The organism is Sphingobacterium sp. JUb56 (assembly GCF_014191365.1).
Classification (GTDB): Bacteria; Bacteroidota; Bacteroidia; order Sphingobacteriales; family Sphingobacteriaceae; genus Sphingobacterium; species Sphingobacterium anhuiense.
This window is the reverse complement of the sequence record NZ_JACHWL010000001.1, coordinates 1629827-1646724: the sequence shown is the minus strand read 5'-3', so window position 1 is coordinate 1646724 and position 16898 is coordinate 1629827. Positions and strand designations below refer to the sequence as shown.

Sequence of the window (16898 nt, the reverse complement as noted above, 5' to 3'; positions counted from 1 at the left end):
CTCCAAATCCATACTGTGGAACATTATAATTTTCCCTCAAAATCTTTCATTTAATCTTCTAAACTTATATCAGGAATTATTTAGTACTTCTGTAAAAGTCACCTTACCAATATCATCAGTGATAGTATCAAGAAAACCAGATGAAATTCGAGATAACTTTGAAAAAAAATACAGAAATGAATATTCCAAATTTGATGAAACAATGGGAGCTAAGTGATTTCGGATTAAATAATTTGAAGCTGAATACAGTTCCGGTTCCAACACCCGGACCTAAGGAAGTATTGGTCAAAACAGCTGCGGTCTCTTTAAATTATCGAGATCATTTGGTTACCAGTAATGGTATGGGTATGCCTTTGGCCTTTCCATTCGTGCCAGCTTCTGATATGTCGGGTGCCGTTGTCAAGATCGGTAGCCGGGTTAGCAGATTTAAAATTAATGATAAAGTTATTTCTACAAATATAGCCGGATGGATTGAGGGACCTGCACCATCACCAGATATTGCGCCCTCCTTGGGTGGGATGGGGCCAGGAGTCCTTGCAGAGTACGTTTGTTTACCTGAAGACTGGTTATCACTTGCTCCAAAGAATTTATCTCCTGTTGAGTCTGCAACTTTACCATGTGCAGGGCTCACTGCGTGGATGGCGGTTTTTGAAAAAGGAAAGTTAAAGTCAAATGAAACACTAGTTGTTCAAGGAACAGGTGGGGTTTCGCTTTTTGCAGCACAATTTGCCTTTAGTATTGGTGCCAATATTCTTTTAACAAGCTCCAGTGACGACAAGATAAACCGGGCAAAAAGTTTAGGTATTTCCGCTGGAATAAATCGGTTTAATAATGAAGACTGGCACCATAATGTATCACAGTTGACTTCAGGACGTGGTGCCGATCTTATCATTGAAATGGCCGGTAGCGAAAATCTTCAAAAATCATTAGATGCAGTAGCACAAGAAGGTCGAATTGCAATTGTGGGCGTATTAGAGGCTGCGGATGCGACTTTGCCAATCTTTAAAGTACTATCCAAACGATCATCATTATTAGGTATAGGAGTCGGTTCCAGGAAAAGCTTAGAAGCAATGTGTTCCTATATTGATCTTCATGAAATTAGACCGGTTATCGATGCCATATACAGATTTGAAGATAGTCCAAAAGCATTCGATCATTTAAAAAGAGGAGCCTTTGGTAAAGTGGTTATTGAAATTCAATAATCATAGTTATAAGAACAAAATCTCTATGCTATCCTTTTATGATTAAAACTGATAGGAGAGATTATTATATAAAATTTAATTAAAAAAAAGATGTTAAGTTTAAAAGGAAAAGTTGCCTTTGTTACAGGTGGAACACGTGGCATGGGGCAAGCAATAGTACAACGTTTAGCCGCTGAGGGAGCCTCAGTCGTATTTACATATGTTAACTCACAAGCGATAGCAGAAGACATTGTTGCTGGGATTGAGCGTGCAGGAGGGAGTGCAATAGCAATACAGGCAGATGGAGCAAAACAAGGGGCTGTTTCATTTGCAATTGAACAAGCCGCTGAAAAATATCAAAAAATAGATATAATGGTCAATAATGCAGCAACAGTTGTAGCTGGTAGTATTGAAACAGCGATAGAAAGGGAGTTAGCATATAGTCGTCAACTTGATACTAATATTCGTTCCGTTATTGAAGGAATTCGCAAAGTTCAACAGTATATGCCAGATGGCGGTAGGATTATCAATATTGGTTCGGTCGGTGCCCGTCGAATAGGAGGACCTAACATGGCCGACTATGTGGCTACCAAAGCGGCAATAGGTGGCCTTGGTAGAGGTTTAGCATGGGACTTTGCCCCTCGTAATATAACAGTTAATACAATTGAACCAGGTGCGATCGATACCGATATGATGCCTGCAGATCCCGCAATCCGTGAAGCATATATTAATGCCATCCCACTTAAAAGACTTGGGAAGCCAGAGGAAATTGCTTCAATGGTCAATTTTCTTGCAGGTCCAGAAGCTGGTTATATTACTGGATCGAGCTTTGTTGTGGATGGAGGAATTACAGCTTAAATATTACACATGAAAGCCATGATATTGAGTGCACAGGGAGGAATTGAGAATTTCTCTCTTGCCGATATTCCCGTGCCGTCTTTAAAGCATGATGAAGTGTTGATTAAGACCAAGGCCATCAGTATAAATCCTGCAGATACCATTGTTAGAAGTAACAATAATGTAAGTTGGGTATTTGGAAATGATAATCCTTTGGTTTTAGGATGGGATATCTCTGGTGAAATTGTAGATATTGGGTCATCAGTTCAAAATTTCAAAGTAGGCGATGAGGTTTTTGGTCTCTTAAACCATCCCTATATTGGCCGGACATACGCCGAATTTGTAGCCGCCTCCGCTGAACATCTTGCACTAAAACCAAAGAAAATAAGTCACGAAACAGCGGCAGTATCAACATTAGCAGCACTAACAGCTTTACAGCCTTTAAATAAAGTAGGGATTAAACCGGGCGATCGGGTATTAGTTACCGCGGCAGGCGGTGGAGTAGGACATTTTGCTGTCCAATTTGCAAAACAAGCAGGAGCATATGTGATTGCCTTAGCATCAGCATCTAAAAAAGATCTTTTGCTTCAACTTGGAGCTGATGAATTTATTGATTATAAAAAGGAGAAATTTGAAGAAATTATTCATGACATAGACATTGTTATTGATGGAGTTCGAGATGATCAGCATCTACTTCGAAGCTTAAATATTATAAGGCCAGGCGGAACTTTGATTAGTCTGTGGACGAATGTAACGGAAGCATTATCTGAAGAATTTCAACTTAAAGGGATCAATATATTTTATAATATGGTATTACCCAATGGTGTTGATATGCAATATGTTGCTGATTTGTTAGATAACGATCTTTTAAAACCTCATATCAGTAAAATATTTCCATTTGAGGAAATCCCTAATGCCCATATAGAAATAGAGAAGGGACATACCACCGGAAAATTAGCCGTATCGTTTTAAAATAGTAGTTAACTAAGTAAAATTATCATATTTCAGCAGTAGGTCTTTCAAGCTATTTTAGCATCATATTTTGCTAAAGTTTAATAAATCTATTAAAAATAAAGCAAATAAAACAGTCATTCTTTTTAGAATGACTTTTTTAATAGTGTGGATGATGTTATACAGCATTTTGTCCATACAAAAGTAAACGACCTATGGGCGTTTAAGAGTGAATTTAAGGAGGAGTCTTCGACAGTAGTGATTGAGCAGATTTTGGACGTACAAGAAGAAGTGTTAGAAGGGAAATTCTTGAGAGTTTTCTGATTGATCTATTAATTTTTAAAAACTATACAGATGAATTTAAAGCAAATACACCACGAATATATACTCAATCATCCTGAATCTGTAAAGATCACTAAAAGTAGAACGCAGTTAACTTTTAGACAGATTGCAGGGATCCGTGAGTCTGCCTTTAGTACCTCTCAGTTATTTACTATAGCGGATGGTGAAGAGATTATCAGAGAAGGTATTGCTCGTTGGCCAGATGTTATAGCAGGGGAGTTGGAACTACTGAAAAGGAGATTGGTTGATTAAGTGTACTCCATAATCTCTCTAAGAATTCATTTTGTAAGCGGACTTCTTTTATTACTTTGGGCAGTGATTACTTTAAAAAAGATGGATAGCTTATCATTTTATTATAATGTGTTAAAATAATATAAGTGATTTACAGTGGAAACCGCCATATTAATAATGGCTTAGATATGGCTTTTCTGCTCTTCTAAGCTGCCAGATAATATTATTCTTTATACTAATATGTCTTGTTACCCAAAGAGAAGTGCAAAGCTTATTAGGGGACAATTACTCAACAAATTTAAAAGATCAGTTAAAAAATAGCTACATCCCAATTTTTGTCATTCGCAATTTCTTCACTATATTTAAGTTATATACCGATAGCTGATAGTTACGATTGATAAACCTTAATTTTTAATATGACAAAAATTGATCTTAACGAGGCGCAGGCACAAGTCATGCAGGTCTTTAATAGCATTTACCCGATGAGTGAAGCGCTTGAAAAAAGCATACGTGAACATAGCAAGATTACCCGGTTTAATAAAAAGGCTCATTTGCTTGAATTAAACGAAATAAATAGATCAATATATTTTATACTTGAGGGCTGTATAAGAACCTATTATTTGAATGAGGAGGGCGAGGAACATACTTCTTGGCTGCTGACAGAAGGAGAGCTGGCTATTTCAGTCTATAGCTTCTATAGCCAGAAAAAAAGCTTTGAGGCGATTGAAGCATTGGAAGACTGTGTGACATTAGAACTCTCCTACGAAACACTGACACATCTTTATAAAAGTCATTTGGAGTTTAATTATATAGGTCGATTTCTGACCGAGCAATATTATATCCGAAGCGAAAGTAAAGCTAACTCTCTCCGTATGCTCTCTGCAAAGGAACGATACCATGAATTAATACTTAAAAAACCACAAATTTTAAGACGTATACCTTTAGGATACATTGCATCCTATTTAGGAATAACACAATCTACCCTAAGCAGGATTCGAGCAAAGATCTAAGCTTAAATTCCCCCTCTTTCAACTATTTATATTTTTTGCCTTTTGTCAAAAGGATATCGTTTTACTACCCTTAATTTAGTGTCATTCATTCTAATGTAGATTTAAGGACGTTCGGCATTACAGGAACGATAGTTATTCTTGAATGAAAAATATGCAGTATTTTCTTTAATAAACTATAACATGATCAAATTGATTAATGATAACTAAATAAGTCAAGGTTGTTGATCACTGCCCAACCTGCTACTAGAACAAACTCTAATTAATATGAAAACTAAAAAATACTTATTAAGATTTATCTATGTTTACCTGATCGCAGGCTTCATGAGTAATCTACCTTTTGTCAACGGTTACCTACTTCATAGCTTAGACGGGGACCTCTTTAAATATTCTAATGCAGATGCATCCTATACCAATCATGACAAATTCAATTTTAAATCTCCATCTATTAGTCAATGGGCAATTGATCGATACATAGCAGACACTCATCCAGAAAAAAAGAATCAAAAAATATATAGGCTCTACAGAATTAATCCAATATGCTTTTGGCGATGGTCTCATTATCTCTTAACAAGCAAAGATTTTGATTATAAATCATGGAAAGAGATAGAACCTAACAGGATTCCTTACAATCCTGAAAATAGATATCAAGATTTTTAGGATCAACTTTAAATAGTAGACTCTTTTCAGAGAAGAGATCTAAAAGAGCATCTGCATGTTATTATATTAACTATGAAAAAGAAAACAATCCTTGCTTTGATTATCAGTATACTACTGATTCCTAATTTACCTTTCATCAATAAGTTTATTGCTCATCGATTAGATGAGGGGCATTTTACCTATGCTAACTTAGATGGTTCATATGTCATAACACAGGATTTCTCTTTTAAAAGCCCTGGATTCTCGACTTTTGGTTTTAATGAATTTATTAAAGAGACATCTCCTGCTAAAGAAAACCGGAAGCTATACCGTTTATATAAAATTAACCCATTGTGCCTTTGGCGCTGGAAGAATTATTTGGTAAATTCTATACATTTTGAATATATGGATTGGAAAGTCTTTGAGCGGAATATGAAGAAAAAAAGATAAATTCTGGAGAATTTGTCACCAACTGTTTCATGGTTTCTCTTTAAAAGTTTCTGAATAATCTGATTTATAGTACAACTAAAATTGGTATAACATTATCATATATAATTTCAAAAATTTAAACGAGTTATTTATAATGCTATTCTTTGATCTTGATCTCATTTGTTTCGTGATTGTATGTCATTAATAAATGTCTATCCCAATTTGTAAATTCATCACAGGTAAACTCTAGCAAATTATTATACCAACCCTCGAATTTTATCATGTCCATCAAAATAGGGCTTTCAATTGATGTAATATTTGATAAATCAGATGTGATAATCGCTAAGTTGTAATAATCAGCGATAATATAGCATCCATTTGGAGCGATTGTCAGGTTCATGTACTGACCATTTTGTGCCGAATGCTTTAATTCACCAGTCCTTTTATCTAACAAAAAGAAAAATGCTGATGTTAACACAATTATACTATTAGTCTCATTATCAATTTCGACAGATTTGGGTGAACCTCTGAATTGTCCACACCATTCAGAATATTCCTCATCCTCAAATTTAATCCACGACCAATAATCTAAATTCCAGGGATCTTGGATATCGAATATTTTTTCAGGAAACTCACCTGCATCAGGTTTTGAAATTATAGTAGCATTGATGATCATTACGTATTTTTTATGCCATAAAAATAATTATTACATTTTGATCCTTAAAATAGTTGGTATTGCAAAGATACACAGTGAAAAACTATGTTTAAACATTAACGAATTTTTGAATCCTGTTCAATATTGAATCAAATCAGGGGAGGAGTATGTAAGTTCACTTTATAGTAAATGGACTTAGATCGAAATGTCAACCCTGTTGGAAAAAGGCGGAAATGATAAATACTAATTGCGATGAATGTACCATTGACAGTCGAGATCTTGAAGGACTTAAAGCATAAGAGATACAATATCCTGAAGTCTGACAATAGTGTGGATGATGTTATACAGCATTTTGTCCCGACAAAAGTAAACGAACTATTGGCGTTTATGAGTGAATTTAAGGAAGAGTCTGCCACAGTTATTATTGAGCAGATCCTTGATGTACCAGAGGAAGTGTTAGAAGGAAAATTCTTAAGGGTTTTTTGATTGATCTTTTAATTTTTAAAAACTACACAGATGAATTTAAACCAAATACACCAAGAATATATACGCAATCATCCTTAAGTAGGACGGTGATAGTGGAGTTTCTTCGCTAATTAGTAATACCTTCATGAAAAAATGAATTATGACTTAGTAATCAAATTTGAAATATTAGGCATAGTGGGAGAGGAGTCCTCCTTTAACAATCCTGTATCAGATCTACTGAAGAGAGATTGTAGAATAATCTTCCGTTCTTCCTTATCCAGGGCGCCATTCTCAATCATTGATAAATATAAATAGGTGAGTTTTTCTCTTTCTTCCGCATCGCGGGCTAAATGGTAATTGCTAAACATGAATTTTAAAAGTGCTCTTGCAACGACAAAGAATATAGAGACAAAAACAACAAAGATAATTGACCAGCGTATTGCAGCACCCTTATCACCGTTGAATATAGATACCATCAGATCAGCTGGTGTGTGCCATAACAATAAATAGACTGCACAAGCGAAAATGAGTGACACAGATAGAATTCCTGCTAATAACCAATTGCCCTTTGTTCTCAATTCTTTAGCACGTGTGGTCCAGTATTTGATCGGTTCGTCTAATTCTACCTTACTACGATAACTTGCTTGAATGTTGTCGATTCCTTCTTGCGATTCTTTTCTGAATACTTCAATTGCTCCTTTCTCACTAATGAACCAATCTGCAACAGATTTCTCTTTTGTAGTTTTAAATTCTTCAAGTTCATCTGTACGATCTTTGAAATCCTGTTTCAATTTGGAAATGTGGGTGGTTAACTCATTTTCATAATCACTAGATAGCGACTCAAATCGAGAGCGCAATCTATCGAAAGAATTCTTTTCTTTTACTCGTCGATTGAATATATGCGAATTGTCTTGATTACGAAATTCATAAGCCATTATCATACCTTCAAGTGCATAAGTTGAATTCATAGATTGATTACCCCCAACGAAATAATAATAGGCAGAGTCGACTAAATGCGGATTTTTGTTTCTAAGCGCTATAAGAAATTCGACTTCTGGAGAATCAAAAGGAAAGGGAGTAGTATTTCTAAGGTTTTTAATATTACTTAATGTATCTCTGGTGAACAATGAGATTATTGTCTTTTCCGAATTATTTTGGTTCTGAAGCTCTTGTGTTATAAAGCGCTGTAGAGAAATTAATATATCTTTAAAATAACTATGACTACTATTAAGAATTGTGGGAGCCGATACCTTTAGATCTTCCCATCCTTTAAACTGATCATAAAAATACTTGTAAATATTATATAAGCCTTTTAATTCAAATTGAACGTTTAGATATGGATATGAAATAGTACATGTAAGATCATTTAATTTTTCTAAAAAAACAGATTCACTAATTAAATTTCTAGCTTCTAATAAGGGTAATGCCATAACTACATGGTTTGGTTAGTATCTTTAGGTATTATTTGATGAATTTACTCAAAACATTAATTCAAAACAAATATTGTTTGTTGTAAAGCTTGTAAATATCTCACGTGCTTAGAATCTAATATTTTCACCAATTTTTATATACCGATAAATACGTTTAGCGATTATTAAAGTAATCCATGTGGACTCGGCCACGGAGAATTACAGATTGATCGTTCGTTTTGCTAAGTGTTAAGGTTTTAGTATTTAAAACGTTATTACTTCGAAAGAGCGATTATTTATACTTCATTTCACTTGAAAGAGTCTTTGTTTAACTAACACTGTAAATATCGAATTACCACAATTTATCAAAATACGTTTTGTCGATTTTTTCTGAACTATCTAGAAAAGTACTTTTGTATCCCTTTTTTAACATCATGATATCTTTTTTTCCTAGTAGTCTTGAAAGTAATGCTATTGGAGTTAGAATAATGAAGAATACACTAATGAGAATGGCTTTCTGTACGATTTCGCCAATTATATGAGTAATTTTTAATAAAACTAAATGTATTATGGCAGTAAATTTGTCAGATATTAAGCTTAGTAAAGAAATTATTAGAGCAATCCATAACAATATGAAATGGTTTTTAAATAAAAAGATTAAAATTAACATTGCTATAACAACAATAGCAGAATCTTTTTTGTTTCTAGTCATTGCTAATTAAAATATGGTGTAAATGAAAGGAGCTAATGCGCTATTTCCACCAACAACTATAATCAATCCAATTATTAGTAATATAATGATCATTGGTAAAAGCCAGTATTTTTTTCTTTCCTTAATATAATCAAATAAGTCTTTTAAAAATTCCATAATATCAATCGAGTTTAAATTTTGAATTCATTTTATGCGAGCTGGTACGTTGTTTATCTTTAAAGTAAACATAATTTTGTATTACCAATATATCCATATCTGTAGTCATAAAACAGTTATATGCGTCCTCTGCAGAACATACGATCGGTTCACCACGTACATTAAAGCTAGTGTTTAATACAATTGGATATCCAGTATGCTTTTTAATATTTTGCAACAATTCCCAAAATTTCGGGTTTAATTTCTTCGACACAGTTTGGATCCGCGAACTGTAATCTACATGTGTAATTGCTGGAAATATACTGGTTCTTACTTTAAGTTTTTGATTAATTAATAATTCATGAAAGTTTTCAGGAAGCGGAACTCTGAATTCAGATCTAATTTTACTCGTGTAAAGCATGTATGGTGAGGGATCTTTCATTTCGAAAAAATCTTGTAACTCCTCTTGAATTATAGCAGGGGCAAAGGGTCTAAATTGTTCCCTCAATTTTATTTTTTGATTTATTAACTCTTGCATATTCGGATTTTTTGGATCCGCAAGTATACTTCTATTGCCTAATGCCCGTGGTCCAAACTCCATATTATCTTGAAACCAACCGACGACATTTCCTTCACTAATTAGCTCTGCTATTTTAGCAGATAGATCGTTGAAATCTTCATATCTAGTATATTCTGTTTTTAGTTTACGATTTAACTTCAGAATATCATCCTCACTTATTTTTGGTCCTAAATAAATATTTGAGTTTTCTGGAATCACTATTTTATTATTACAAAAATACATGTGGTAAACAGCCATAGCTGCACCTACTGAACCCCCACTATCCCCAGCGGCCGGTTGAATATAAATTTGATTAAAAAGACCAGATTGCTTGATTTTTGTATTGCAAACACAATTTAATGCTACTCCACCAGCTAAACAAAGATTTTCAGAATTTGTTAACCTTTTTGTCTCCTTAACCATTTTTAAAACAATCTCTTCCAAGACTTGTTGGACTGCACAAGCGAAATTACAATGATGTTGACTAATATCACTTTCAGGTTTTCGTCTTTCTATTCCAAAGAGATCTTTCCATTTATGTTCTCGGATCATTTTAAGGCCGGTAGCATAATGAAAATAGCTCTGATTCAACCATATTGAGCCATCTTCGTTTATAGAAAGCATCTCCTGTTTAATTTTTTCTATAAAAGCCTTTGTTTCTTTATCGTCTATATTTCCAAAAGGAGATAGACCCATTACTTTATACTCACCCGAGTTTACAGTAAAACCTAGGAAATATGTAAATGCGCTGTATAATAAGCCTACAGAATGAGGAAATGGCATTTCTTTAACTACATTTATTATTCCTTCTTTAGCATGAAATATTGAAGCTGTTGTCCATTCTCCAACACCATCAATTGTTAAAATAGCAGCGTCTAAAAAAGGAGATGGGTAGTAAGCACTTGCAGCATGAGAAAGATGATGGCCTGAAAATAACAGTTTCAATTTTTTTTTATCGTAAGGTCCAATTTCTTGAAGACCTTTTTTTATTTTTTGCTTCAAGAATAGCTTTTCATCTAGCCAATTAGGTATAGCTTTAAGAAATGATGCAATTCCCATTGGTGCAAATGAATAATATGTCTGTAATAACCGTTCAAATTTTAGAAAAGGTTTTTCATAAAAAACGACTGCATCAATATCATCAATAGTCAGGTTTTCTTCGCTAAGACAAAATCTAATAGCATTAATAGGAAATGATGCAGAATTTTTAATTCGAGTAAAACGTTCTTCTTGAGCAGCTGCTCTAATTTTCCCATTTATTAATAAGCAAGCTGATGCATCATGATAAAAAGCTGAAATTCCTAAGATATATGACATGGCAATTAAAAATTAAAATATAAGAAGTGTTGCTGTCCTATATCCCCAAATAAAATGATAAATAATAAGCAAGTAATTAAAAATGCTGAGTCCAGTATCTTTTCTGTATTTGTAATTGGCATCAAATTCATTCGGTTGTATACAAATTTAGAATTGACCAATAATACTATTAAAAGACAGGTAATTAAATAGAATAAATTTACGTTAGACGTGAAATACGAAGTTGAGGATGTTAGTGACCATTCGTCAGTTAAGAAAAAAATCTTTTTTAATATATTAGATAAATCTTCAAGATTACTAGTTCGAAATATTAACCATGTAAAGGGGATAGTTGCTAAGAAAAATAATCTCCTAAAATATTTATTTTTAGAGTTCCCTGAGTGTTTTTTTAAAATATCGTCAATGATAAACAATAACATATGGATTAGACCCCATATTATGAAGTTAAGAGATATTCCATGCCAAATTCCACTCAAGAGAAATGTAGCAAAAAGTGCAAACAAAAAGTTTAAATAAGCTTTTCTGTTACCACCTAATGAGATATAAATATAATCTCTCATCCATTGAGATAAAGAAATGTGCCACCTATGCCAAAAATCTTTAATTGAGGACGCTAGATATGGATTTCTAAAATTAATCTTTATATCATATCCAAGGCATTTCCCTATACCGATTGCCATTAGTGAATATCCCCAAAAATCAAAATAAATTTGAATAGAATATAAGATTATCGAAGTATAAAGAAGTAATCCATCATGTTTATGCTGATTACCTAAAATAGGTTCAATAAGTAGTGCTAACTTATCAGCTACAATTAACTTACAAAAAAGACCAAATAATAATGTTTTAAATCCGATGGCAAGCGAAGTTATCTCAATAGGACTATTTTTATTAAATTGAGGTATAAGCTCGGATGCTCGATGTATTGGACCAGCTAATGATTGTGGGAAAAAGCTAACAAATAGTGTTACGTCTTTCAAAGATACTCTTGAAGTATATTTATTGTTTTTTATATCAACTAGTAGAGCAATAGCTTGTAATGAATAGAAAGATATACCTATAGGAATAATATAGGAAGCTTGTTCAAATGTGTATGGAGTAAGGCGATTTATGTATTCTGGTAGATATGTATATTTGGATGATAAAAGTAAAAGTAGAATAACAAGAATAGCAAAATAGCAGATTTTGTTTTTGTCATAGTTCTTCATACTCATTGCGGCAAAGTAGGTGAAAAGTGATATCACAATAAGATAAATGAAACTTGATAAGCCTGCCCAGGCATAAAAACAACAACTGGCACAAACCATTATATATGACCTAAATTGATCTTTTGTAATCAATATGATCAGAGTAACAAAACAAAAAAATATCAAAAATGGTATAGAGGCAAAAGGCATGTTTCTAATTTAATGACATTTTAAAAATACCATTTCTCAATCCATAGGTGGCAGCATAGTTGATTGAATCGCCTGTAGGTGAGAAGTTTGGATCCCATTCATTTCCTTTTGAATCTGTTAATTGAGCTTTTTTTCCACTTTGTAAATCTAAGAGGAAAAGATCCCAATTGTCTTTTTTGCGAGCCGCATAGACCATTTTAGTTCCATCTCTAGAGATACATGGATCCCATTCGTCATAATCAGATTTTGTGAGATTTGTTATTGTTTTATTTTCAAAAGAGTATTGATAAATATCGAATTGATTGTTTTTATCCTTTGCAATATAATATAACTTCGTTTCATCAGGTGAAAAAATAGGGCGCCAATTTTCGAATTCATCTGATGTTATAATTGTTTTTTCGTTATTCAGTAAGTTTTGTACAACGATGTAAGGATTCGTATATTTTCCATCTAGATGATGCCATGCTGCATATGCGATTTTATCACCTCTATAGTTATAACTTGGTATTGCTCCGTAAGTCGATGGATCATCTGTCAGGTATTTCCTATTACTACCATCACTATTCATGATGACCACTTTTGTATTGTTTAATGATTGATCACCTTCAGTAAAAACAACTTCTTCTCCATTAGGGGAAGGCCAAGGGTGTAATTCATCTGTCTTATTCCATGTAATCCTTCTATTTTCTTTTAGGTTACTATCTGATAGGAAAAGCTCCATATTTCCATCTCGCCAAGATTGAAAGAAAATGCTATGACCACTTGTTGTATACACCGGGTACCGATCGCCAACATTTAATTTACTTAATACTGTGCTGCGCACTTTATGATTTTTATTATTAATATGTTTGGAAATACTAGTTGCTATTTGCTGATGCCCTGCTATATTGAGGTGTTCATCAAAATCAAAGAATAAAGGTATTTCCGAATTTGCAAAATCATCTAATAGATCGATATGTACAATTTTGTTTTCTTTAGAAAGCGTAGATAACCACTTATTTGGAAATTGCATATCAAGATCATCTATATCAATATCAAAATCACTTAAAACCTCGTTAAGATATTTATATGATACCTGTTCTTTAGTTGGAATTTGCAATATAACAAGCTCTGCACCATTGTCTTTGACTGCTTTTGCAAATTTATTCAGGTAAAAACGAAAGTTTTCGAGGTCTTTTAACTTTTTATCCGATTGTTCTTTGTAAAAGATATTGAAGTCTCTGTTTGATTTTTGGTCTGGGTAAAAAGGTTCAGTCCATCTTCCCAAGGGCAATGCTGCGGGGTTAGCATACTTAAAATCGTAAAGTATGAAACGTGCAAAATTAGAGTAATGCATGAGATAATCTGAGAATCCAGAAGTCCTCTTTTCGACTTTCATAAAATCATTAAAATTGCATATCTGTAAGAATACTTTGTCGGCCTTAAGATTTTTTCCCTCATTGATATAGTAATAATACTCATCTATTATACCTAAGCCACTTATTCCAGCATTAACGATTATTTTATTGGAATAATCATTGAAGAGTTTACTTGTAAATAATTCTTCGTACTCAACCTGAGCGCCCTGCGTGTATGAGTCACCAATAAACAACCAATCACACAGTTCAACTCGAGTGTCCGGATCATCTTCTTCTCCAATTCTGAAGCCCTGCGCATTTGTCTTATATTTTACTAGAAATTCTTTGTCTTGAAATGTTTTGTTTAAATATGGTTTATTGAAATAATAATTTTGTTTTATACTGTATAAATCTTCGATAATATAATCAGAGAATTTATAACTAAAGATCACTTCTGCATGCAAGAAAAATGATAGCACAAACATAAAATTTAACCATATTGTCGATAATACGTTAAAGCGTTGACTTTCATTAATGAAAGCAGTAACAAGAATAGCTGATATAGAAATAGTTAAACTTACCCATATTGAGCTAGAAATTAGATAAATGATTACTGGATTAATCAATAGTAATATACCTACTGTTAAAAATAATCTTTTATGGATTTTAATTTCTCTATTCTCTTTCATCTACTTAATTGCTTGAATCAACTGGCTATGTTTTTTTGATGTTGCAAAAACTCCACCGCACCTTTCTGTCTTAGTGCAGGATTCACATTCTTTTAAATAATTTTGCTTCCAATCTGATATCGATCTTTGTGCAAATTGCCAAAGGGAAGGTTTCAATAGACATAATTGTAAATTATAAATAGAAACATTCATCCCCATTGCATTGAGGTATAAAACTGCATCTTCCAGTTCATCTGAATATTCGGTTGGTTCCATCCATAATAAATCTTTGTTTGCAATAGTATAACCAGTGTATTCCAATCCCATAAATGCTATATGTTCAACAAATGGAAAGTTCATGTAAATGTATTTTGCTAATTGTGGAAGCCTCTTAAAAGATTCTTTATGCAGTACTATTCGCAATTCTAATCTATGGTTAAACTTTGCCATATTATGTAGCCCTAAAACTGTCTGATTGAATGCATCTTTTGCTTGAACAATATAATCGTGTTGTTTATAGTAATCCGAATATATTGGAATACCGTATACAATTCGTTCGTTATTAATACTACTTAGGGCCTGGGGAATATGCTTCCAGGCGAAACTCCTTCCATTTGTCAGAATATGAATATCAGTATTTGGTAACTCGTCTTTTATTTGGTCCAAAAGTGTAATAAACCTTTGACCTAATAAAGTTGGCTCTCCACCAGTAATTCCAAGTTCTATTGTGTCCTTCGGAATTAATGGAATAAGTGATGTATTAATGTTGAAGAAGTGTGTAAGATCATCCACATTTTTAGGCGGTTGTGAACACATTAAGCAATTACTATTGCATCTATCAGTTATAAAAAGAGCATTATGATGAGAATTTTTCCTAAAAAGTGTATGAATACTACCATTTGTGTCAATATATATAATATCTCCTTCTTCTAGATATTCCAAAGTCGCTATACCAACTATCATGATTTTGTCTTGTATAGGAGGGACATTCTTAAATAAAAATACAGTTTGACCAGATGGCGTATTTGCGACCAAATCCTTACTCCAAGTCTGAGATATTATAGTAGCTACAGTTGGGGCGGTCAGATTTATAGGGATACCCCTTGTTTTAAGTTGAAACATAATATTGAACTAATTTTTAGGAGTATTATTAATCCAAGAATTGAAAATTTTAATGATATCGTTTCCCTCTCTGTCTATTAAGTCAAAAATATGTCGAATGATTTCCATATTCTTTGTACAGAAATCTGATGTGGGTCTGAATCCTTCTAAATCCCCTTGCGATGCGTAGTGAAATACTGGATCTGCTCCACAATAAGCTTGAAAACCGCAATCAGCACAGCCTGCCAACGTTTCATTGGACCAGAATTTTGAAAAATATTGAGCTTTCTCACCATAGAAAAGAGAATGATAACTATCTTGAACATGGCCCAGCTTAAAAGTAAAATCTTGATTTTCTGCTAGCATTCTAGATTCATCAGTAGCATATACACTACCATCATAATTAAATACCACAACATTATTGATCATTCCTGCAGGAGATTGTAAATCCACATAATTAACAGGAAACGGAGTTAGAATTTTTTTTAGAACAACAGTTGTGTAATCTTCAACCATAAAATGTCCATTTTTATTTAGTTGAATAATATAGTCCAAACCTTTTTTATAAAAATCAAGATATCGCTGTGTCTGATAATGGTTTTTCTTTATATTTTTCAATGCAAATCCATAAGGACTTATGGGACGTAAAAATATATTACTAAAACCGTTTTCAATATAATTATCAATGATTTCAATAGGATAGTCTAAACTTAAAGTTGTTGTTGTCATCAGGGCAGATATTTTATCGTGTCCAAGCTTTTCTCTTGCTAGCTCAATACCCTGCATAACCATTTCATAACTTTTAGTTCCTGTCTTTGGTCTATTTGCATTGTGTAGAAATGCTGGTCCATCTAATGATGTAGATATTACAACATTGTGTTGTGCGCAAAACTCCAGTATTTCGTCCGAGAACACAGTCGCATTAGTACAAATAACAAATGTAATTTCTTTGTTGTGCACTTCGTTTAGGAGATTTGCGTATTGAATACCGTATTTTACTTTATCAAAAGCTAGTAAAGGTTCACCACCTTGAAATTCCATTGTGATTGAAGAAGACGGTGTTCTGAACATATGATCAATACCAGCTTTTAAATCTGCGATTGAAATATCAAAATCCTGTTTATTTTCAGAAACTCGTGATACTTGGCAATAATGGCAAGAGTGATTGCAGCGTAAGGATACCACAAATATATGTAACGCGGTGAACTCATCTAGAAAAGACTTTTTAGTTCGGTACCGCGTTGCTAAAATGTCGATTAAATCAGGAATTGGTTTTTCTGAAATAAAAAAATTAGCAATAAGATCAGCATAAATTTCTTCCTTGTCGTTAATTTGACGATTTGCAATTCTTGTTGACGTGCCTATTGGCACAATAAGAAAATCTCCAACTTCATTAACCAATACTTCCTTTTCATTATTGACCTGATGAAAGCGAAATGGAAGAAGGAAGTAAGTATTCGTTCCAGTATTATATCTATCAATCGATTTAAATTTCCGAAATTCTTTAATTGTTCCTACATCCATAT

17 protein-coding genes are annotated in these 16898 nt (G+C 33.2%); 8 read left to right on the top strand and 9 right to left on the bottom strand.

All coding sequences use genetic code 11. The features are described from left to right. Positions 1-140 precede the first annotated feature (140 nt). From FHR29_RS06765 to FHR29_RS06735, 7 genes are all read left to right on the top strand, one after another. Positions 141-1202, top strand: coding sequence for an NAD(P)-dependent alcohol dehydrogenase (locus FHR29_RS06765; RefSeq protein WP_221197815.1), 1062 nt, complete (start codon positions 141-143; stop codon positions 1200-1202). Positions 1203-1292: 90 nt separating this feature from the next. Beyond that, the gene (locus FHR29_RS06760; RefSeq protein ID WP_183913281.1) at positions 1293-2039 is read left to right on the top strand and encodes an SDR family NAD(P)-dependent oxidoreductase; all 747 of its coding nucleotides are present in this window, start codon (positions 1293-1295) and stop codon (positions 2037-2039) included. A gap of 9 nt (positions 2040-2048) precedes the next feature. Next, positions 2049-2990: an NADP-dependent oxidoreductase gene (locus FHR29_RS06755; RefSeq protein WP_183913279.1), complete on the top strand. Its 942-nt coding sequence runs from the start codon at positions 2049-2051 to the stop codon at positions 2988-2990. A 333-nt stretch (positions 2991-3323) separates the two neighbouring features. Next, positions 3324-3563 (top strand): hypothetical protein, encoded by a 240-nt coding sequence (locus tag FHR29_RS06750; RefSeq protein WP_183913276.1) that lies wholly within the window; start codon positions 3324-3326, stop codon positions 3561-3563. Between the two features lie 395 nt (positions 3564-3958). Continuing rightward, positions 3959-4552 (top strand): Crp/Fnr family transcriptional regulator, encoded by a 594-nt coding sequence (locus tag FHR29_RS06745; RefSeq protein ID WP_183913274.1) that lies wholly within the window; start codon positions 3959-3961, stop codon positions 4550-4552. A 264-nt stretch (positions 4553-4816) separates the two neighbouring features. Continuing rightward, positions 4817-5209: a hypothetical protein gene (locus FHR29_RS06740; protein WP_183913272.1), complete on the top strand. Its 393-nt coding sequence runs from the start codon at positions 4817-4819 to the stop codon at positions 5207-5209. Between the two features lie 72 nt (positions 5210-5281). Then, positions 5282-5638, top strand: coding sequence for a hypothetical protein (locus tag FHR29_RS06735; protein WP_183913270.1), 357 nt, complete (start codon positions 5282-5284; stop codon positions 5636-5638). Positions 5639-5774: 136 nt separating this feature from the next. Here the strand turns inward: FHR29_RS06735 and FHR29_RS06730 are convergent, their stop codons facing one another. Further along, positions 5775-6293: a hypothetical protein gene (locus FHR29_RS06730; RefSeq protein ID WP_183913268.1), complete on the bottom strand. Its 519-nt coding sequence runs from the start codon at positions 6291-6293 to the stop codon at positions 5775-5777. 231 nt (positions 6294-6524) lie between these two features. Between FHR29_RS06730 and FHR29_RS06725 the strand changes: the two genes are divergently transcribed. Further along, entirely contained in the window at positions 6525-6758 is a 234-nt protein-coding gene (locus tag FHR29_RS06725) for a hypothetical protein (RefSeq protein WP_183913266.1), read from the top strand. Positions 6759-6895: 137 nt separating this feature from the next. Here the strand turns inward: FHR29_RS06725 and FHR29_RS06720 are convergent, their stop codons facing one another. From FHR29_RS06720 to hxsB, 8 genes are all read right to left on the bottom strand, one after another. Continuing rightward, positions 6896-8167: a DUF6161 domain-containing protein gene (locus FHR29_RS06720; protein ID WP_183913265.1), complete on the bottom strand. Its 1272-nt coding sequence runs from the start codon at positions 8165-8167 to the stop codon at positions 6896-6898. Between the two features lie 331 nt (positions 8168-8498). Then, entirely contained in the window at positions 8499-8858 is a 360-nt protein-coding gene (locus FHR29_RS06715) for a hypothetical protein (protein ID WP_183913262.1), read from the bottom strand. 6 nt (positions 8859-8864) lie between these two features. Next, entirely contained in the window at positions 8865-9014 is a 150-nt protein-coding gene (locus FHR29_RS26830; RefSeq protein WP_221197814.1) for a DUF5989 family protein, read from the bottom strand. 4 nt (positions 9015-9018) lie between these two features. Beyond that, positions 9019-10869: a carbamoyltransferase gene (locus FHR29_RS06710; RefSeq protein ID WP_183913260.1), complete on the bottom strand. Its 1851-nt coding sequence runs from the start codon at positions 10867-10869 to the stop codon at positions 9019-9021. A gap of 5 nt (positions 10870-10874) precedes the next feature. Then, complete coding sequence (locus tag FHR29_RS06705) at positions 10875-12077, bottom strand: MBOAT family protein (protein WP_183913258.1); 1203 nt, start codon at positions 12075-12077, stop codon at positions 10875-10877. A gap of 193 nt (positions 12078-12270) precedes the next feature. Continuing rightward, positions 12271-14292 carry a hypothetical protein gene (locus FHR29_RS06700; RefSeq protein WP_183913256.1) on the bottom strand — a complete coding sequence of 674 codons (2022 nt, stop codon included), beginning with the start codon at positions 14290-14292 and terminating at the stop codon, positions 12271-12273. Then, positions 14293-15234, bottom strand: coding sequence for a His-Xaa-Ser system radical SAM maturase HxsC (gene hxsC / locus FHR29_RS06695; protein WP_183913254.1), 942 nt, complete (start codon positions 15232-15234; stop codon positions 14293-14295). Between the two features lie 168 nt (positions 15235-15402). Further along, positions 15403-16896 (bottom strand): His-Xaa-Ser system radical SAM maturase HxsB, encoded by a 1494-nt coding sequence (gene hxsB, locus FHR29_RS06690; RefSeq protein ID WP_183913252.1) that lies wholly within the window; start codon positions 16894-16896, stop codon positions 15403-15405. Between the last annotated feature and the right edge of the window lie 2 nt (positions 16897-16898).